The sequence below is a fragment of the Paenibacillus sp. JZ16 genome, from assembly GCF_015326965.1.
Lineage (GTDB): Bacteria > Bacillota > Bacilli > Paenibacillales > Paenibacillaceae > Paenibacillus_AQ.
Window position 1 is genome coordinate 3,876,483 of sequence record NZ_CP017659.1, and the last position, 19,687, is coordinate 3,896,169.

The 19,687-nt window shown below is 48.0% G+C and carries 14 protein-coding genes and 1 pseudogene; 1 reads left to right on the forward strand and 14 read right to left on the reverse strand.

Annotated elements, in window-relative coordinates; genetic code table 11:
• Nucleotides 1-19 precede the first annotated feature (19 nt).
• From BJP58_RS17715 to BJP58_RS17765, 11 genes are all read right to left on the reverse strand, one after another.
• Nucleotides 20-1,021: a LacI family DNA-binding transcriptional regulator gene (locus BJP58_RS17715; RefSeq protein WP_194539963.1), complete on the reverse strand. Its 1,002-nt coding sequence runs from the start codon at nt 1,019-1,021 to the stop codon at nt 20-22.
• A 41-nt stretch (nt 1,022-1,062) separates the two neighbouring features.
• On the reverse strand, nt 1,063-1,881 hold the full coding sequence (locus tag BJP58_RS17720; RefSeq protein ID WP_100540992.1) for a carbohydrate ABC transporter permease: 819 nt from the start codon (nt 1,879-1,881) through the stop codon (nt 1,063-1,065).
• A gap of 51 nt (nt 1,882-1,932) precedes the next feature.
• Complete coding sequence (locus BJP58_RS17725) at nt 1,933-2,820, reverse strand: carbohydrate ABC transporter permease (RefSeq protein ID WP_442953969.1); 888 nt, start codon at nt 2,818-2,820, stop codon at nt 1,933-1,935.
• 127 nt (nt 2,821-2,947) lie between these two features.
• Nucleotides 2,948-4,201, reverse strand: coding sequence for a sugar ABC transporter substrate-binding protein (locus tag BJP58_RS17730; protein WP_194539965.1), 1,254 nt, complete (start codon nt 4,199-4,201; stop codon nt 2,948-2,950).
• A gap of 447 nt (nt 4,202-4,648) precedes the next feature.
• Nucleotides 4,649-5,902, reverse strand: a complete 1,254-nt coding sequence (locus BJP58_RS17735) for an MFS transporter (protein ID WP_194539966.1) — start codon at nt 5,900-5,902, stop codon at nt 4,649-4,651.
• A 387-nt stretch (nt 5,903-6,289) separates the two neighbouring features.
• On the reverse strand, nt 6,290-8,125 hold the full coding sequence (locus BJP58_RS17740; RefSeq protein ID WP_194539967.1) for a cache domain-containing sensor histidine kinase: 1,836 nt from the start codon (nt 8,123-8,125) through the stop codon (nt 6,290-6,292).
• The gene (locus BJP58_RS17745) at nt 8,122-9,702 is read right to left on the reverse strand and encodes a response regulator (RefSeq protein WP_194539968.1); all 1,581 of its coding nucleotides are present in this window, start codon (nt 9,700-9,702) and stop codon (nt 8,122-8,124) included. Before BJP58_RS17745 ends, BJP58_RS17740 begins: the two co-directional genes overlap by 4 nt.
• A gap of 94 nt (nt 9,703-9,796) precedes the next feature.
• Nucleotides 9,797-11,476 carry an extracellular solute-binding protein gene (locus BJP58_RS17750; RefSeq protein ID WP_194539969.1) on the reverse strand — a complete coding sequence of 560 codons (1,680 nt, stop codon included), beginning with the start codon at nt 11,474-11,476 and terminating at the stop codon, nt 9,797-9,799.
• A gap of 67 nt (nt 11,477-11,543) precedes the next feature.
• Complete coding sequence (locus BJP58_RS17755) at nt 11,544-12,443, reverse strand: carbohydrate ABC transporter permease (protein ID WP_194539970.1); 900 nt, start codon at nt 12,441-12,443, stop codon at nt 11,544-11,546.
• Nucleotides 12,444-12,470: 27 nt separating this feature from the next.
• Nucleotides 12,471-13,448, reverse strand: coding sequence for an ABC transporter permease (locus tag BJP58_RS17760; RefSeq protein ID WP_194539971.1), 978 nt, complete (start codon nt 13,446-13,448; stop codon nt 12,471-12,473).
• Nucleotides 13,449-13,791: 343 nt separating this feature from the next.
• Nucleotides 13,792-15,879, reverse strand: a complete 2,088-nt coding sequence (locus BJP58_RS17765; protein ID WP_233354682.1) for a molybdopterin-containing oxidoreductase family protein — start codon at nt 15,877-15,879, stop codon at nt 13,792-13,794.
• A gap of 257 nt (nt 15,880-16,136) precedes the next feature.
• Between BJP58_RS17765 and BJP58_RS17770 the strand changes: the two are divergent.
• Nucleotides 16,137-16,322: pseudogene (locus BJP58_RS17770) on the forward strand (amino acid permease); the annotation flags it as partial.
• 154 nt (nt 16,323-16,476) lie between these two features.
• On the opposite strand, the gene BJP58_RS17775 reads toward BJP58_RS17770, so the two are convergent.
• The 3 genes from BJP58_RS17775 to BJP58_RS17785 all read right to left on the reverse strand — a co-directional run bounded on the left by BJP58_RS17775 (nt 16,477) and on the right by BJP58_RS17785 (nt 19,666).
• Nucleotides 16,477-17,337, reverse strand: coding sequence for a formate/nitrite transporter family protein (locus BJP58_RS17775; RefSeq protein WP_194539972.1), 861 nt, complete (start codon nt 17,335-17,337; stop codon nt 16,477-16,479).
• 377 nt (nt 17,338-17,714) lie between these two features.
• On the reverse strand, nt 17,715-18,962 hold the full coding sequence (locus BJP58_RS17780; protein WP_194539973.1) for an MFS transporter: 1,248 nt from the start codon (nt 18,960-18,962) through the stop codon (nt 17,715-17,717).
• A 110-nt stretch (nt 18,963-19,072) separates the two neighbouring features.
• Entirely contained in the window at nt 19,073-19,666 is a 594-nt protein-coding gene (locus BJP58_RS17785) for a TetR/AcrR family transcriptional regulator (RefSeq protein ID WP_194539974.1), read from the reverse strand.
• Nucleotides 19,667-19,687 lie beyond the last annotated feature (21 nt).

Sequence of the window (19,687 nt, forward strand, 5' to 3'; positions counted from 1 at the left end):
TCATCTCCAATCCGGTCCATTAATTCTCTACTTTGCTCTTCCCTGCAGATGCCCGCTCCATCATTTCGGTCGTCAGCATATAAGATTGCTTTACGGATTCACCGGCCAATATCTGAAACAGCAAATGGGCTGCAAGCGATCCCGCCTCGCTCTTGGGCTGCTTGATCGTGGTAAGCGGCGGATTCACGTATTCGGCTAATTGAATATCGTCATATCCGATGACGGATACATCATCCGGCACCGATATGCCGCTCTCCTCAAAAGCCTTCAATCCTCCGATGGCCATCTCGTCGTTGCCGTAGAACACCGCCGACGGGAGCGACCCCTGCATAATCATCATCTTGGTCGCATTGTAACCGCCCTCGCGCACGAAGTTGCCGCTGAGACGCCATTTCGACTGTTCCTCCAGCCCTGCCTCGGCAAGTGCCCGTAAATACCCCTGATAACGCAAATGATTATCGTACGAATCTGAAGAACCGCTGATGTATGCCACATGCCGATGACCGTTCTCAAGCAGATACCGGGTAGCCGTGTATCCTCCTTGTTCCCCATCGACCAGCACATTGACCAGGTATTCGCTGCACAATGGACGATCCATCACGACAATCGGAAATTGGGGACCCGAGGTCTCGATCAGAACTTCATCCCGGATATTAGGTGCAAGTATGATGGCACCGTCCGCCCTTTTCTCTCTCAAAAATTTAACCGCCGTTGAATCTCTGCCACCCATCGAACTGCATGCGATCAGATCATATCCGTTGGTTAAAGCGACTTCCTGTACGCTTCGAATCAGCTCGGAATAATAAGGCCCGGATAGATCCGTCAGAATAAGAGCGATTGTCTTGGTGCGGCTCCGCTTCAAATCCATGGCAAATCCATTCTTCCGATAATTCAACTGCCTTGCTGCCTCGAGCACCTTTGATCTTGTCTTGGAACTCACTCTGCTGTCGCCGCTTAACGCGTATGAAGCCGTTGACAAGGCGACTCCAGCGAGCTTTGCCACATCCTTAATCGTTGCCATTTCCTTACGCCCCTTCTACTACTTAAAAAACTCTATCTATTTTATTTCATGCCAGAGATCGTATATCCTTCAATAATATGTTTTTGGAAGAAAGAAAATACGATGATAATCGGAACCACCATAAATGCAGCGCCTGCCATCTGGAGGCCGAAATCAGATCCGTGCTGTCCTTTCAGAAGCTGCAGACCCACCGAAAGCGTATAAAGCTTTTGGTCATTTGCCATGATGAGAGGCCACAGGAAACTGTTCCAAGCGCCGATGAAGGCCAAAATCCCCTGTACCGCAAATACCGGCTTCGTGATCGGAACGATCAACTGGAAGAAAATCCGCAGCTCTCCCGCTCCATCCAGCCTGGATGCTTCAATCAGATCCGTAGGGATCGTGGACATGAACTGACGGAAGAGGAAAATACCGAATGCTCCGACCAGGCCAGGCAGCACAATACCCGCCATCGTGTTAGTCAATCCCATGGCATTAATCAGCAGGTAGACCGGAATCATGGTAACCTGTCCCGGAATCATCATCGTTGCCAGCACGAGATAAAACAGCTTCTTGTTGCCGGGGAACTCGTATTTAGCGAATGCATATCCTGCAAGCGCATTGAGGAACAGACCGACAAAAGACCAGAACACAATGATAAGCGTATTTTTCAGGTATACGATAAAGTCCAGCTTCGTAAATAAATCCACATAATTTTCAATTGTAAATTCTTTCGGCAATAGCGTCGGCGGAACTGCCGTAAATTCATTTTCCGGCTTGAATGAGGACGTGATCATCCAGATAAACGGAATCATCATCAGCAATCCTCCTGCAATGAGCAGCACCGTCATGACTGTTTTCTCAATTCTTTTAGCTGCCATACCCTGAGCCTCCTTCAGTTACGATACGAAAACATCGGTTGAACCTGAAACTTAATATTCGACATCTTTTCTCTTGACTGCGAATTGTACGACCGTTACAGCGATAATGATGATGAAGAGCACAAACGATCCTGCAGCCGCATAACCAAAATTGCTAAGCTGGAAGCCATTGTTATAAATAAAGAGGGCCATCGACATCGTGGAGTTCAGCGGTCCGCCCTTGGTCATAACCAGAGGCTCCTCGAAGAATTGAATCCAGCCGATCAGCGTCGTTATCGTGACAAAGAAGGTAGCAAAGCTAAGGAGCGGGACCGTGATGTACAACAGTTTCTTCCATTTGCTCGCACCATCGATCTCCGCCGCTTCATAATAGGAACGTGGAATGCCCTGCAGCGCAGCCAGAAAAATGATCATATTGAGGCCAATCGATTTCCATACAGCCAGAAGAATAAGAGATAACTTGGCAAGTGTAGGATCATTCAGCCATTGCTGTGCCGGAATACCAAACCAGGATAACATATGGTTAAAGAGGCCGTAATGGCTGTTATACAGGTATCCCCAAACAACCGCGACCGCCACAATATTCGTAATGGAAGGCATATAATAAACAACGCGGAATGTCTTAAACAACCATCCCGTGCCATAGTTAAGCAGCAATGCAGCACCCATGGCAAGCATAACGACAAACGGAACACCGATAATAACATAGAACATGGTGTTAAACATCGATTTCAGAAAAACCGGATCTTTAAATACATTCATAAAATTATCGAAGCCAACGCCTTCAATGTTTGAATAATTAGCGAGACCAGCGAGGTCAATATCCGTGAAGCTGATGACAAGCGCAATGATGATCGGAATGATTGAGAACGTCAGAAGCAGCACCAGTGCGGGCGCAATAAACATATAAGGATACTTATATTGGTTAAAGCGCTTGATAAAGTTCTGCAATGCCATTCACCTCCTGCAAGTGTGGGTTTCTCAATAAAAGAATAACGCTCTTTGGAAGCAGTCAGGCTTGTTTCATCCTTCGAAGAAACAAGCCGGGCTGCGTTAAGACGCACTCTTATTTTTTGTTTAGAATTTCAGTAGCTTTCTGATTCAAAAGATCCATTTCTGCTTTGATGTCAGCACCGCCAAGCGTAATTTTCTCAAATGCGGCAATGGCTTCTTGGGAGATAGCATCCCACTCCTTAATGAACGGAACAGGCTTAGCGCTTTCGAGCTGTTTTCCGAAGGTAGCAAAAATCGGATCTTCAAAGCGTTGATCTTCCCATGCACTCTTAACAGCAGGCAGGTTTTTAGCCACATCATAGTTGGTCAGCTGCGATTCTTGTTCACTCATGAAGGATATGAATTTAACGGCTTCATCTGCATTTTCGGTTGTGTTGAATACCGACATGTTAGCTCCGCCGAGGAACGATGCATTGTTTTCTTTAGCTGGAAGTGTCGTCGTAGCCCATTTGCCTTCAATCTCAGGCGCTTTGTCTTTAACGCCCTGAATCATCCAAGGACCGCTGATAAACATCGGGAATTGTCCGTCTTTAAATGCGGCAAACAGATCCAAATCACTGGCAAGCGGCGTCATACCCGTATCATAGAAGCTCTTCAGGTATTCCATGGCTCCCATGAATTCCGGCTCGTTAAAATGAGGCTTCCTGTTTTCGTCGATCATAGCGCTTCCATTCTGCCAAGCAAACATGGACAGATAGTTCATATCTTTAGCATCAATGGTGATTGCGTAATTGCCGTCTCCTCTAGCTGCCAGTTTCTTACCGGCATCCTTCATTTCATCCCAAGTCTTAGGACCTTCCGGATAGCCTACTTCAGCCAAAATGTCCGTACGGTAGAACAGCACGCGCGTTTCCACATACCATGGGATGCTGACAACTTTGTCATCATAACTCATGGTTTGTACAGCGCCGTCAAAATAATTTTCTTGCTTCAAATTTGGATACTGCTCAAGATACGGCGTCAGATCGAGCAAAGCTCCAGCCTGAGCAAATTCCGGAATCCAGGTTGTTCCCATCTGCACGACGTCCGGGCCGCTTTTGGATGCAACCGCTGTAAGCAGCTTGTCATGGGCACTGCCCCAAGGAATTAATTGAACGCTTACCTTAACGCCTGGATTCTTCTCTTCATATTGCTTAATCAAGGTTTCGTCAGATGTGTCACCCATCAGCCAAACTTTCAGTTCCTTCTTGCCTCCACCGCCTTCGCTACCTCCATCTGCTTTCTCAGACCCGCCCGAGCATCCGGCTAATACGACGGAGAACACCAGCAATGCTGCCAACGTCCACAATATTGATTTTTTTCTCATTCTACATTCACCCCGTTTTTAATGTTTACCACCATGCGAAACGTAATGCAAAACCTAATTGAAAGCACTTACTTCGAAACGTTTCGATTTTATTCAAAAAAATAAAGACGCCGGATAAAGGTTGCTTCTATAATCCTACTGTCTCTTCATTCCCCCTATAAAGCACCTTTTCATGGTTATCCTAGGGATAAACAAGCTGTTTCGTGTTCATAATAAAAATTTTCCTTGCTTAATTACTTTAAAAAACGCATTCTTTTTGAAACGTTTCGACAAGTTCATTATAGCTCCCCCTGAGAGCGATTTCAATATCCTTTTTATTTTTTTTGTAAGGCGTTTCTTTGACAAGTGGTGTAAGCCTTAAACCGTAGACAAAAAAAGCAGCACACCCCAAAGAAGGCCTGCTGCTTAATCTCTATCCTGAAATTATATCAACTATTAAAACTTGGGCTATGCATTAAGGTGACCTGCATTCTTGTCATGAGCGTCGTGATGCAGCGGGATGTCCTTACTAATCCGGGCATGCACGGCAAATGACAGGAATGACAACACGGCAACACCTACAGCCAACCATGCCACAGGCGTCAACCCGCCGCCGTCATACATCGTTCCCATCGCATAAGGCCCAATCACCCGGCCTGCGGCACCCATGCCGCCTGTCACGCCGATATAGAACGGAGCCGCTTGTCCTGCACGCTCCGAGATAAAAGCCGGGATCGCAGGTGAAATCAGCATTTCCCCCAATGTGGCCAGCACCATCGCCAGGATCATGCCCGGATAACTGTGCACTGTCACAATGACGACATAAGCTGCCAGATAGAACAAAGCGCTTGCCGTCATCTGACTGCTCTCCGTACGGGCCGCCCAACGCTTGATGGCATTCGTGAGCGGCTGCGCGGCAAAAATGAGGATCCCGTTCAGCGTCCATAAATAACCGTAGGCCGTCTTGGACATCCCCTCCGAGATGATGAACGGAGACACCCCTGTATTCCAGATGGAATTACCGAACCACAGAAACAGAGAACCCAATCCCATAAAGAGATAGATTCGGGTGTTCCCGAGCAATGCCCAAGCGCCGGGGCCCGCCGGCAGCGGACTCTTGGGCTGGGGATGATGGGACCCTTGCGATACGCCTGTTCCGCCCAGCTTCGTCAGATAGGACAGGAAGAAAATCGCAAATCCGAAGGACGTGACGCCGTTTAAGACAAAGCTTAAATGATACGATATCTCCGCCAGGAAACCGCTCATGGCCGTTCCTAAGGCTACGCCGATATTATTCGCAACATAGATGACATTAAACAATTCGCCCCGCCGATCGGCAAACCGGAAGCCGATAAATGCCTGTATGGCTGGCATCGATATCGCGTTACAGAATCCGATGAAACCCATCATCGCGATGAACAAGCCCCATAGTCCATTAATGAACGGAAGGGTGAACAGTCCGAGGGCATTCAGCAGCAGCGAGCCCACAATGAGCTTTTTCACCCCAACCCGGTGGTACAGCGCACCGCCAAGGAGTTGACCGGCAATTCCCCCCATGGATTGAATCAGTATGACAAAACCCGCATCCTTCATGCTTCGTCCCAGTTCATCGAATACATACATCGTTGTCAGCGGCCACATCAAGGACCCGCCTGCAGAGGCAACGAGACTTGCAACAAGAAAACCTTTTACTTCCTTAGGGTACTGCTCCAACCATTTCATGTTTATTATCTCCCAGCAGCCTCGCAGCAGTATATTTACGCATATAACCTAAAATAGCCCCACAAAGTGGAGCCTATGCTCCGATGCTTATTCCAAATACTTTGCGGGGACCCCAAAAAACTTTATAAATTCTAATATGTTAAAAAAAAGCCCATGCGGGCTTTTTCTAATTATTCTTCAAAAAAGAGGCGAACGCCATCTTTTTGCTGTCCCTATAATCCTGTAAGAATGAACATTGCTTGTCACTTCTTATCGCCCAAATCCTAGTATCGCTTGAGAGATCCATTTTTAGCAAGCACATTCATTGACGCTTTACCATAACAGCGAACAGGACGCTAAACAGCGGATCCTCATTGTTGAAGAATCCCTTGGTTCAGAGCTCCCCGCCTACCCCGCCGCCTTCTTATCGGGGTTTGAATTTCTGGATCTTGCAGGTATGCGAATTTGAACCGAAGTCCCGATTCCGACTTTGCTGAAGATGGACACGCCGTATTCGCTCCCATAATGCAGCTTCACCCGCTGGTCAATGTTTCGAATCCCGCAGCCCGTGTGACTATGATCCTGGGGATCCAATATCTCTTGGATTCGTTCCTGCTTCATACCCAGGCCATCATCTATGATTCTGTACAGGATATCATCGCCTTCCTTTTGGACTGAAACCCGAATATGAATACGATCTCCACTCCAAGCATGCTTCAGCACATTTTCAATGAAGGGCTGTAAAATCAGTTTTATAGTCTCGTAAGGCCATATATTCGTGTCGATATCAAAAGTGACTTCCATGCGCTGACCATATTTTACTTTTTGAATATCCAGATACGCATTGGCCTGCTCAATCTCTAAAGCGATGGGTATCAATATTCTGCCTGAATTTAAGGTAAGCCGATAAAATTGTGCCAGCTGCACCACCATATCCTGAAGTTTCTCCGTCTCCCCGAATTTCGCAAGCTGATTAATGGAGGATAGCGTATTGTATAAGAAATGAGGATTAATCTGCGTTTGCAGCATTTCAAGCTCTGCTTCCTTCTTTTGTAGCTGGCTTAAATACACTTTTTTTATTAACGCTTCGATATCCTCGCCCATCGCATTCAAGGCATTCGCAATTTGAGGGAACTCCCCCTTGCCCCGATAAGCGATCCGTTTATGCAGATCCCCTTCCCGAAATGCATTGAGTACCCCTACAATCTTCAGGATTCGTTTAGAGAAAGATCGGGAAATAACATACCCCGTATATGTAAATAACACTACGCAGATGATACAAATGACTATCAAAACGGTTCGTACTCTCTTCGCTTCCTGTTCAATAATATTAAGCGGAACTTGCGCAACGATCTTCCAGTTCTTCTGTGGCAAATCTTCTTCGATGATCAAATAATGCTTCTGATCGTGTGCTGTTAACCCCGTAGGTTCATTTACTTTGACGAGGGTGTCGTTATTATCTTCAACAGATGGGCCAGAGGTAAACACCACATTCCCAAAGGGATCCAGTACCGATAACATACTTCCGTCCCCAAGTTTCGCGTAATCTACACTATCGAACAGCTGCGACAATCGCACACTGAACCGCATGATTCCCACTTCTTTAATTTGCAGCGGATTGTTCATATCCACCATTCGTCGAATCATCGAAATCCGTCCATCCCGCTCATCCTCTTCCACCTGCCTCCAGATCATGGTTGCATTGTATTTCTCTCCCGGCAGTGTGAAATACCAAAACTCATTGGAAACCCGGGTCATATGGTAAATATCATAGGTTTGTTCGTTGAAATCTTGGTTGATTTCGTGATTCCAATTTTTATACTTCTCGTACACCGTTTGATTATGAAAATAGACGGATAGCCTTAAATTAAGGCCAACCGCCTTTGCAGCGCTCTCTAGCTTTGGGAGAATCACATTGTTCATACGGACATGATTCTCAGCACCCGATAAATCCCGGCGGATGCTCTGAATGAATGCAGGATCATCATACAATGTCGCCGATGTCTGGACGATATCATCCACCTTATAGGCAACGTTATCCCGAATCTGCTGAAGCGTCCCCTGGATGTTGACGCGGGTCTGTTCGCGCATAGTCTCATCATACATCGAATGCGAAATATAAAAGTTTACAGAAACCAATAGCAAAGTAAAGACCGTAAAAGTCAGCATGAGCTTATAACCAACGGGTATATACCCCAGCTTCTTGCCGTCTGTTCCGGATGATGAAATCCAGTGATTGTTCATCCCAATTCTCTCTTTCGATATTCCATGGGTGTCATGGCGAATTTTTCTTTGAACTGCCGGCTGAAATAAGGAAGATAGCGGTATCCTACCTGATCGGCGACTTCATAAACTTTAAGGCCAGGCTGTTTTAGCAATTCACACGCTTTTTCCATGCGCAGTTGTACAAGCAGTTCATTAAACGTATTTCCTGACCGCTCTTTAATCAAAAATCCGATATGACTCGGCGAAAAAGAAAAATGCTGGGCAATATCCTTTATCGTTATATTCTCACTCATTCGTTCTTTCATCGTTTGGATGACACTGCGGATGAATTTACTATCCTTGGAATTGGATTTCTCATATAATCTTTCGGAAATTTCGAATATACGCTGGATGAACCATGAACGAATATCGCTGACGGTTTCGAACTGCATCAAGATATCCAGATGATGAATATCCATGCCTAACAGGTCAAACAAGTCTTCATTGCGACTGCTTAAATATTGTTCGAGTTTCCATATAATATAATTCGACATATTATGCACGGTAAAACGGGAGCGCAGACTCCTTATAGAGCCGAATAATTTTTCCAGTTCATCACAGATTTGAACCAGCTCGTATTCCTCCATTGCCTTTAAGAGGACGTTCATGCGTTCATCAAGCATCCTTGCATCCAGCATTCCCGGCTCGGCACTGACGTCTTCGTACTTGATAATACTTCCCTTGCCCAGAAACATCTTGCCTTCCACCGCTTCAACAGCCTGCCTATACGACAGGTGAAGTTGATCCAATGTGCGTACGGGTTCACCAATGCCCGTTGTCATGGATGTCATCAAATGCTGCTGAACGCTATCCATCAGTGTGCTTATCGTTGGAGTAGCGTTACTGTCCTCCAGCAGTATCGCTACTCGTTGCGAAGACAGCTTACAGTAAGGAAGCATGCCGCTCCCACTATCCGTAATCGCCTCTTGAATACGTTGCAGGAATATTCTCGCCAATTCCCTCTGTGAGGAAAGGCTCCCCGCCTGACGCCATGAAACATTATCGAGCTCCATGACTGCGACGCGAACCGGCCATTTCAACTGGTCGAATTCATAAGAGATACTCATCTTTGTCAGTAATTCTTCTGATTCTTCCCGCTCAAGCAGACGTATAAGAAAATCGCTTTTGACAATGGGGATCATCTCCTGATAAGCCATCTCCACCTCGCGCTGCTTGTTTTCTTCATCTAGATCCCGCTTTACCTTGATTAAGGAAGCAACAAGCTCCCTATCGTTCATCGGCTTGAGAACATAACTGTAAGCCTTCAATAAGAGTGCTTGCTGTACATAGCTGAATTCCTGATATCCGCTGACGAATATGATTCGCATGTTAGGTTTATGTTCAAGCGCAATCCGTGCCAGCTCGAGTCCAGACATATAAGGCATATTGACGTCACTGACTAAAATATCAACATCTTCGCTCTTGATAATTTCACATGCCGACAATGCATTATTGACACTCCCCACTAACTCCATATGCAGATCGGACCAAGGAATGAATCTTCTCATGCCTTCGAGATCTAGTTCTTCATCATCCACAAGCAGCACCTTGTACATAGAACCCCCTCCAGACAATTATGTTCGCAAAACAGAGATATCCCAAAGAACCTTATGGATTCTTTGGGAAGTCCCCCCTGACATTACTGTGTTATTATTTTCCGTTCAATTTAGCTAAATTCTCCTGCCATTTGATCGTCCGCCATTCCAGAAGCTGACCATAGCCCAAATCCATCAAATCCTTGTTTCCTTGATCGAGAATTTTATCAACCTCTTCGTCGTTCTTCGCCATGACGGACTTAGCATAGATTTCGAGGAAAAGTTCATCGACAGATGCTTTGATAATGCCTTCATCCGAATCTGGAGCCGGATTGAGGTTAACAAATTCTGTAACGTTCAATTGAGTTGGCCAAGTAATCGTTTGTTGGTAACGTGTTCTCCAGCCCTGCTCTTCGAAGGGGAGATTCTCCATGTATTTATATTTGGCAGGGTCAATATAACTCGTATTACCTACGAACATAACAGGCTCATTCTTAGATTGAATTTCTGCTACTTCTGCCGGATCATAATTCTCGGTGAAATTCGGCTTACCATCTTCATCGAATCCGTCCCAGTTCTTTCCTTCCGGACCGAAGAATTGGACGTTCATCCCTTCCGGACCTGTGTACCAGTCGAGGAATGCGAATATCGCTTCAGGGTCCTCAGCAGCCGTTGTAATATAGGCAGCATTCCATCCAAAGCTTGTGTAGGTGCCTGGATAAATTTTATTCTTATCCAGACCCGGCTTATGAATAGGCCAAATCATGAAATACCCGCCATCCGGATCTTGTTTGATCAATTCAGGGTGCGCTTCGCCTGCCATCGTTGTGGGACTTGCTCCTGCAAATACTGCCACTCTGCCTGTCATGACTTTCTCCAAAATCTGATCTTCCGTTTGGTTAAAGGCATCTTGAGAGATGAGCTTCTCTCTGTACAGTTTAGCAATATATTTCTGAGCCTCTCGGAATACCGGATCTGTAAGTACTGACGTCAGTTTTCCGTCTTTTGGAACCGCAAGCAAGCTAGCATTCAGATTCGTGTAACTTGCTCCCTCTCCGAAGGCCGTGTATAACACGCCAAGTCCCTGTCTTTCCTGTGCACGGTGCGGCTCGAACGGAATGATGCTGCTGCCGTACTTATCTTTAACTTTCACCAGATAATCATATAGATCGTCCGTTGTTTCGAGCGGAGGCTCGCCCAGCTCTTTATAGATTTTCTTGTTAACTACGTAACCGGCGTTACCGTAAGGATTGGATGAATACCAGTTAGGGAACATATACAGTTTGCCATCATCTGAACGTAACATGTTCAGATCGCCCATCCATGTCTTCAGGTTGGGATACTTATCCAAATAATCATCATAGGCTACCAGTTTTCCTTCTTTGCGGAGTCTCTCCAAGTCTGGATGGTTCTTGTCTGTCCAGATCATATCCGGCAGGTCGTCTGAAGCCATCATCGCACTCAGCTTTTGCGTATGTGCTCCAGCAGCCGCAATCATGTTGATTTTCACTTGTTTTTCTTCACTTAAATATTTACCGACAGGCGTGCTTTCCCATTTAGGGAAGTCCGAGTTCTCATAGTGAGAATATGCTGAAAACTCCAGCGGCTTCTCACCAAGGACCCATTTGCCGTCACGATTCCCCTCTGCTGGCGGATCGGTTTTCTTCTCGCCATCATTGTTTGCTGCCGGTGGTGCTGGAGCTGGAGCTGCCGATTTTCCGCATCCCGCTAGAGCCGTAACCATTATCAATAGCAACGAGACCAATACGAGCAACGGCTTTTTCGTCTTTCTCATTCACTTAACCCCTCTCATTAACAAAAATATATATGTTCAAAGCTGTTCGCCTTAAACCGTTCGTCAACTACTCCTTCAGCGAGCCTACCAGTACGCCTTTGACAAAATACTTTTGCACAAAAGGATAGACAAGAATGATCGGTAAGGTCACCACGATCATCATCGCCATTGTGAGCGATTTTGAAGTGATTTGCCTTGCTTGATCCAGTAGGGCAACCGAAGCGCTATCGAGCACGGAGCTTGAACCCGATACAATATTGGCATTCAAGGTCTGCCGCAGAATCGTCTGAATGGGGAGCAAATGATCACTGGTGATGTAGATACTCGGCAGGAACCAGTCGTTCCAGTGTCCAACGGCAGTCAACAGAGCCAGCGTAGCGATAACCGGTCCGGACAATGGGAGAATAATCCGAAAGAATGTGCCCCAATTGCTGCAGCCGTCAATATGGGCTGACTCTTCCAGCCCTACGGGAAGACCTCGAAAGAAGGTCCGAAAAATAATCATGTTCCACACACTGATTAAGGATGGAATAATAAATACCAGAAAGCTGTCCATCAGACCGAGTGAACGGATAAGGAGATACGTTGGAATCAACCCTCCACCAAAGTAGAGGGTGAATATAAAGAACAATGTGTAATATTTTCGTCCGATCAGATAAGTTCGGGTCATCCCGAATGCGAGAAGCGCTGTCATGAATATGGAGGTTGCGGTGCCGATTACGGTACGGCTTATGGATATGAAGAACCCGTTAAGCAGTCGGTCGTCCTGGAGTATGATTTTATAATTTTCGGTTGTGAATTCTCTTGGCCAGAAGGTGACTCCGCCCTTTGCGGTATCGACACCTACGTTGAAGGAAACAGCCACCGCATTCCAGAAAGGATAGAGTGCCGAGAAGGCTAATAAACTGAGGAACACGTAAATCACGATAAGCATGACCTTATCACCAAAGCTAATTCTTTTTAACATGCCGTACCTCCTGAGGGCTGCTGATTGTTACCATAAGCTATTACCAGATCTTCGAGCCAGATAGTTCGCGATCGTAAGCAGTCCAACACTGATAATCGCCTTGAACAACCCGATAGCAACCGCATAAGAATAACGGTGTGACCCTAGGCCTACTCGATAGACATACGTATCAATAACATCGGATACCGGCCGCAGCACCGGATTGGATGCCAGGAGCAGGATGTCCTCAAAGCCTGCATTGAGCAAGTTGCCGATCGCAAGAATCATAAAGATAATGATGACCGGCATAATCGAAGGAAGCGTAATCAGGTAGATTTGCTTGGACTTGCTTGCACCGTCGATGTCGGCAGCCTCATAGAGAGCAGGATCAATACTCGCAATCGCAGCCAGGAATACAATCGAGTTAAATCCGATCTCCTTCCATACGTTGGCCGAAATCAGGATCGACCAAAAATACTCCTTTAACGAAAGGAAATTGATCGGTTCATCAATGGCCCCTATGCTCTCCAGCAGAATGTTGATGCTTCCGTTCTCCGTTGATAGCAAGGCGGTGGTGAATCCTGCCACAATAACCCATGATAGGAAATGGGGCAGGTATGTAATCGTCTGGATGACTCTTTTGAATAACATATGGCGAACTTCATTCAATAAAAGTGCCAGTACGATCGGTGCTGGAAATCCGATAAAGAATTTCAATAGACTGATCACAATCGTGTTGCGCAAAATTCTTTCAAACTCGGGGGCGGCAAAAAAAGCTTCAAAATGTTTAAAACCAACCCACGGGTTATCCCAAATTCTTGAGCCGGTGAACAGGTTATAATCCATAAATCCGGTTATTACGCCGTACATAGGCAGATAGGCAAAAATGAAAACTAGAATGACGCCGGGTATCACCATAAGCTGAACATCCCATTGCTTCATGAATCGCCTAAGAAAACTTTTACTATGGACTTTTGGCTGCCGGGCAATGGGTGATGGTTGCTGTTCTGCAGTAGCTTGCGGCATATTTATCCTCCCGTTACGAAATGATGTAAAAGCACGCCGGGTCTCTGAATGTTTACCATTTTCGAAACCGCTTGCAATTGACTTAGTATCATTCTACCTATGGAAATATTTTGAATCTATATAATAAAACCCCGATTTTTTATACTTCTACCGGAATGTTTCACCCTTTCCAGCCAACAAAAAAACGTCTATCGACGTACTTACTCAGTAGACAGACGCATTTAACGGAAGTTTCTCTTGCGAGATAAGGGGATGCTAAGCCTCGGATGTTTATACTTTCTTATCCCAAAAAAAGACTGCCTTGAGGTCATATAGACCAACAAGACAGTCAATGTATTCATCTTTATGCACCGGTTATTTTAGTCCTGACCTCGACCACCGTTGAGAAGAAGGTAGCCCCTTCACCCATATCCGACAGCCTGTCGGGTGTAAGGGCATTGGCGCGCTGCTTACGGCCCCCGCCTTCCCACCACAGGCCTTGGCTGACAACGGTGCCCGGCAGCATTTTATCCGTTACCTTGGCCCGAACTTCATAGGTTCCGCGGTCGTTGTATACCGTAACCATGTCTCCGTCCTCTAGACCGCGTTCCTCTGCATCCTCCGGATGGATCTGCAGGGCAGGCTCCTTCTCCAGCTTCTGATGCTTCTCCACATTCGCAAAGGTCGAATTCAGGAAGTTGTGGTTCGGCGGCGAAATGAACATGAGCGGGTATTTGTGCCCGCGGCCGCGCCTTACGCCGTCATAACCTTCCTTGAGCGGCACGTAGGTCGGAAGAGGCGGAAGACCTGCTTCCTCCAACTGTGCGGAGTAAAGCTCGATCCGGCCCGAAGGCGTCGGCAAACGATCCAGATATGTTTCAAGCGGCGTCATATCAAGCTTCACATAGCGGTGTTCCTTTAGCTTGTCCAGCGTGACGCCGTTCAGATAAGGATTACCCGGGAAGTCGAGCGCTCTTGCCATCATCTCCTCTTCCGTCTCATGGAAGGCCGGGTCAGTGAACCCCATAGCCCGCCCCAGCATGGAGAACAGCTCTACATTGCTCTTGCTCTCCCCAAGCGCCGGGATGACCGGCTCCTGCAGCTGGATGTACTGATGCCAGTAGGAAGCGAACAGGTCGGTATTCTCGAACGAGGAGGTTGCCGGGAGCACGATATCTGCATACTTGGCCGTATCCGTCATAAACAGGTCATGCACAACCGTAAACAGATCCTCCCGTGCAAACCCTTCCCTTACCCGCTCGGAGTCGGGAGCGACAACCAGCGGATTGCTGCAATAGACAAAGACCGACTTAATCGGCTGTTCGGTCATGGCAAGCGCCTCGCCGATCCGGTTCATGTTAATCGTCCGCGCATCCGGATTCGGACGGAGATCGGGACGTTCGAGCGCATCGCTGTCCATGCTGTTGTAACCGCCGTTCGACTTGGCGGCCCCTCCGCCCCGCTTCAGCCATTGTCCGGTTAAGGCCGGAAGCGCCGCAATGCTGCGCACCGTCAAGCCCCCATTGTCATGATGCTGAAGACCGTTACCGATATGAATGTAAGAAGTATCTGCCCGGCCGTACAGCTCGGCCAGCTTCTCGATATCCTCAACTGGAATTCCGGTAATGGAGGATACATGCTCCGGTGTATAGTCTTTCACATGCTCACGCAAGGCTTCATGACCGATCGTATACTGCCGCAGGAATTCCTCGTTCACCATGCCGTCACGGAACAAGATGTGCATGAGGCCGACGGCCAGTGCCGCATCCGTGCCCGGAAACAGCGGAATGAACCAATCGGCCCATTGCCCCGTCTGGTTCTTATGCACGTCGATGACAACGACCTTGGCACCGGCCTTGCGCGCTTTCTCTGCCAACACCACCTGATGCATATTGGTGCTGACGATGTTGCCGCCCCAGACGATGATGACATCGGCATGAACGGTATCCTCCGGGACGGTGCCTCCATTAAACCCCATAACGGATTTCCAGCCCTCATTGCCTGCCGAATTACAGATCGACTGCTTCAGCCGGCTGGCGCCCAGCCTGTTGAAGAACCTCCGATCCATGCCGTCTACACTTAATATCCCCATGTTGCCGTAGAAGCTGTAAGGCAGAATGCTCTCAGAGCCATGCTCCTCGATCAGCTTCTCGTAGCGTTCGGCAATCTCCTGAACCGCTTCATCCCAGCTGATTCGCTCGAAAGCGCCCTGACCTTTGGGCCCTACCCTCCGCAGCGGATATAGCACGCGCTCCGGATGATACACTCGATGTGTCATATTACGGACTTTATTGCAGATGGCTCCCTGCGTAATCGGATGATCCGGATTACCGGTAACCTTCACGATTTTTCCGTTCTCTTTATGCAGCAGCAGGCCGCAAGTATCGGGACAATCCAACGGACAGACCGCCGGAAACACGCCGTTTTCCTGATGAATCATCGCTTGAGTCATTTCGTCTATTCCCCCTTGTACACGCTGAATCATATCCCTTTATCTTAAAAGAAAATCAGGGTTCCAGTAAAGTCTTACATTTTTTTCTGCATCGGTGATTCACTCTACTTCCTTCCGGGTATATTCCTATCAAGAGCAACGAAGAGGAACCCAGACCCTTTCTCTTCCTTGCCAAATCATGGACCACTCCCAAAAATTCGCCATGCCCATGTCTCCTCCCCCGAGACCGGCATGGCGAATTTGTTTTGTATGGCATTATCGATACCGTACAGCGAAAGGCAAGCGAATCCGACTACCAGGTTACCATGGTCATCCCGCAGTTCATCCCCAATAAGGGCTGGCATAACTTCCTGCACAATCAATCCAGCTTGCTCATCCGTGCACATTTGCTGTATCGGAAAGATGTGATTATTACGACTGTGCCTTACCATTTAAAAAAATAGCGGGCTTGTTCCTTTTGCGACTTATGCAAAGAGTCCGCTCCGCCAACAACGACAAAAAAGCTGCGATCATCCGACCCTATCCCTTAGGGAGCGGTCGATCGCAGCTATTTTCCACTGCCTGACGATTGCCAGACTTACGGTATTAAGAAACATTCTACGCAGAATGAACCTGTTGAGCAGTGCCGGTAGCCGGAGCGGAAGGCAGCGCAGCTTCTTGTTCGCCGCGTGGAATGACCTCAACCTTATCATTCTTCTTCAAATATACGGTCCCGTAGGCAGCTCCCACAAACAGCGCGCCTCCGACGAAATTGCCAAGCCATACCGGAATGAAATTTATGAAATACTCACCCCAGCTGTAATACCCTTCAAATATCGCGGCCGGAATGAGGAACATGTTGGCCACCACGTGCTGAAAGCCGATGGCTACAAACGCCATCGTCGGAAACCAGATCCCGAGAATTTTGCCACTCATCTGGTCCGATCCGTAGGACAGCCACACGGCGAGCGCTACGAGCCAGTTGCAGCCGATGCCCGACAAGAAAGCCTGCAGGAAGCTGTCGTCCAGCTTGTGTCCCGCCATATCCACCAGCTTCTCCAGATAAACTCCGCTGCCTGTCAGACCGGTCACATGACCGAAGAAGTAAGCGACGAACAACGCCCCCGCCATATTGCTTACCGTGACGAGAGCTAAATTCCGTATCATCTCCTTCGTGGAAATCCGCTTCTTGAATCTGGCCAGGGACACGGCCATCATGTTGCCCGTCAGCAGCTCTCCGCCTGCGAGCAATACAAGGATCAGTCCGACAGGGAATATCGCCGCGCCTATAAAACCGGCAATGCCTCCCCAAGCCTCAGACGCCCCGGCAATCACGCGAATATCCAGCAAAAAGCCGAGCGCGATAAAAGCCCCCGCCAAAAATCCTAATATCATTACGTTCATGACGGAGTTATGTGCTTTTTTCACCCCGTTCTCCACGGTGATCTCCGCAATGCGATCCGGTTTGTAATAGGCCATGGCCGTTCCCCCATTTCTCCCGCATTCCGTCCTGAAAATCTCTCGAATGCAGCTTCTGATGTTTCTGTTACAGTTACCCATATTGTACCGCAGCCGCCAAAGCAAGAACGTGAATTATATCACGACCTTGTGCGTCAGGATCGGACATCCTAGAATCCTGGCTGCCCTTGATCACGTTTGAGATCGATCATTCGCTCGATCTGAGCCAGCGGTACATATAAAAAAATGCGGTGCCCGGAGATAATCCCTACACCGCTTGGTTGGTGCTTTTACCAGCCCTCTTGTTCTAAACCAGCTAACTTATGCCAGTTTACAAGCAACACGTTCTAAACCAGCAGCCTATGCCAATTTACCAGCAACAAGTTCTAACCACTATCCTATGCCTCGGCGGCAGTCTCTACTCTAACAGGCGTTTCCTTTTCCTGAGCCGGAACGTTCGAGATCGGAAGCTTCATGCTAATCAAGGACGACAGCAGGAAGAGCGCGCCTGCCGTAAAATACACGACCACAATGGAGGTTACCGACATATACCATCCCGTAAACCCGGAGCCGATGAGCAGCATGCCGGTAAACATCGGCGTCATCACGCCATTCAGCCGACCGATGAATTTCTCTTCCACCTGCTGCATCATCACGGCCATCAGAACCGTCTGCGCCATCGCCATCAGCACCCCGGTTGCGAAGCGCATCGTGCCGGTCAGGATCGGCCACTGGGACAGCACCTCGACAAAGGTCGAGAGGCCAAGGAAGGCAAGCCCGGCGAACAACAAGTAGTTGCCTTTCACTCTCCCCGCAATGACAGCAGCCAGCACGCCGCCAATTAACATGCCTAGGCCCTCTAGCGCGGTGAACCACTGAACGCTGGACATTGCCAGTTGTAAACGCTCCGTGATGACAAAGATATCAAGCGGCTGAACAAGTCCGCTGCCGAGCGCCAATAAAACATAGACCACCAGCAGCACCTTCAACAGCCGGCTGGACCCGATATAAGTGAAGCCCGCCTTCATGTCCTTCATAAAAGAACCGGTCGATTCCGAATTGTTAGAGGGTTCATCCACACTGGAAGGAAGACACATTAGCACGATCGCCGAAGCGCCGAATAGAACCAACAAGCTGATTAAAGACGCCTGCAATCCAAAAGCTTGATAAATCGTCGTACCGACCATCGGTCCCAAAATGATAAACAGCGACATCGAGGTCTGGGACAAAGCTGTGGCCGCGGGCACATGCTCATCCGGCAAGCAGCGCTTGATGAGCTTCATGGACGAAGGCTGCGAGAATTGAGATACAACAGCCGAGACCAGGGTCACCGCAAACACGGCCTGCCAATATCCCGCATACACAACGAACAGGATAAGCAATATGGATAAAAAGCTGAGAATGTCCCCCCAGATCATCGTTCGCTTGGGACGCCAACGGTCCGCCAGCACGCCGCCAATCATGGAGATCACAAAGATCGGAGCGTATTCAATTACGGTAAGCAGCGATACGGCGACCGGATCATGGTTGCTCTTCTCCATAATGAAGAACAACAATGCCATGTTGCGGATCCAGATCCCGATATTTTGCATGAAATCCGAAACCATCAGCAGCACGAACGCGCGGTTGCCAAACAAATGCCTCATGTTTTATCCCCCTAGTTTAAACCGACTATTCGGTTTAAATATATTTATGCGGAAACGCCCGCCCCGCTTGCAAATCGAGAAGAAGCGTTTCCGATAAATCCTCCGGTTCACTACGATCCTCGGCTCGATAACACACCGTTTAAAAAGTAAGTGACTCCCTTGCGATACAGCTGCCTTGATTCCTCCTGGGTCCGTTCAAAGTACCACACCGACATCCCATCAAGCAGCGATGCGAATATGATGGATATTTCCTCTACATCCTCTGCCGGTATTCGCCCTTCGCTTACTCCTTCCGCGAAAATCTCGCGGTAGAGCGTGCGCGGACCTTGCAGGATGGCCAGCATCTCGCCCACAATCGTCTTATTCTCCGGCTGATTGATAAAGAATTCCTCCGCAATCTTGGTCAGCGGATTCTGGAAGTCGTCGACCATATGATCGGCAATGCCGTACAGCTTCTCCTCGAAGCTGGCGTAACGGGCTTTTTGATCGTTCCAGGCTTCCATCCATTCCTGATTCTGCTTCGCCAGCAGCTTGACAAACAAATCTTCCTTGCTCTCAAAGTGATAGTAGATGCTTCCCTTACTGGCACCCGTATACTTGACCAGTTCATCCATGGATGTTGCCGCATACCCGCGCTGGATGAACAGTTCCTTCGCTTTATCCAGAATCATGTCGCGCTTTCGCTGCGCTTTTTCTGAAGACATCGATGTAAGCACTCCTTGCTT

Bases quoted from the DNA above. Each gene is read 5' to 3' on its own strand.
- BJP58_RS17765 (WP_233354682.1), bottom strand. From the start codon at position 15,879: ATGACTCAAGCGATGATTCATCAGGAAAACGGCGTGTTTCCGGCGGTC.
- BJP58_RS17780 (WP_194539973.1), bottom strand. From the start codon at position 18,962: ATGAGGCATTTGTTTGGCAACCGCGCGTTCGTGCTGCTGATGGTTTCG.
- BJP58_RS17715 (WP_194539963.1), bottom strand. From the start codon at position 1,021: ATGGCAACGATTAAGGATGTGGCAAAGCTCGCTGGAGTCGCCTTGTCA.
- BJP58_RS17755 (WP_194539970.1), bottom strand. From the start codon at position 12,443: ATGTTAAAAAGAATTAGCTTTGGTGATAAGGTCATGCTTATCGTGATT.
- BJP58_RS17720 (WP_100540992.1), bottom strand. From the start codon at position 1,881: ATGGCAGCTAAAAGAATTGAGAAAACAGTCATGACGGTGCTGCTCATT.
- BJP58_RS17730 (WP_194539965.1), bottom strand. From the start codon at position 4,201: ATGAGAAAAAAATCAATATTGTGGACGTTGGCAGCATTGCTGGTGTTC.
- BJP58_RS17760 (WP_194539971.1), bottom strand. From the start codon at position 13,448: ATGCCGCAAGCTACTGCAGAACAGCAACCATCACCCATTGCCCGGCAG.
- BJP58_RS17740 (WP_194539967.1), bottom strand. From the start codon at position 8,125: ATGAACAATCACTGGATTTCATCATCCGGAACAGACGGCAAGAAGCTG.
- BJP58_RS17735 (WP_194539966.1), bottom strand. From the start codon at position 5,902: ATGAAATGGTTGGAGCAGTACCCTAAGGAAGTAAAAGGTTTTCTTGTT.
- BJP58_RS17775 (WP_194539972.1), bottom strand. From the start codon at position 17,337: ATGGCCTATTACAAACCGGATCGCATTGCGGAGATCACCGTGGAGAAC.
- BJP58_RS17750 (WP_194539969.1), bottom strand. From the start codon at position 11,476: ATGAGAAAGACGAAAAAGCCGTTGCTCGTATTGGTCTCGTTGCTATTG.
- BJP58_RS17785 (WP_194539974.1), bottom strand. From the start codon at position 19,666: ATGTCTTCAGAAAAAGCGCAGCGAAAGCGCGACATGATTCTGGATAAA.
- BJP58_RS17745 (WP_194539968.1), bottom strand. From the start codon at position 9,702: ATGTACAAGGTGCTGCTTGTGGATGATGAAGAACTAGATCTCGAAGGC.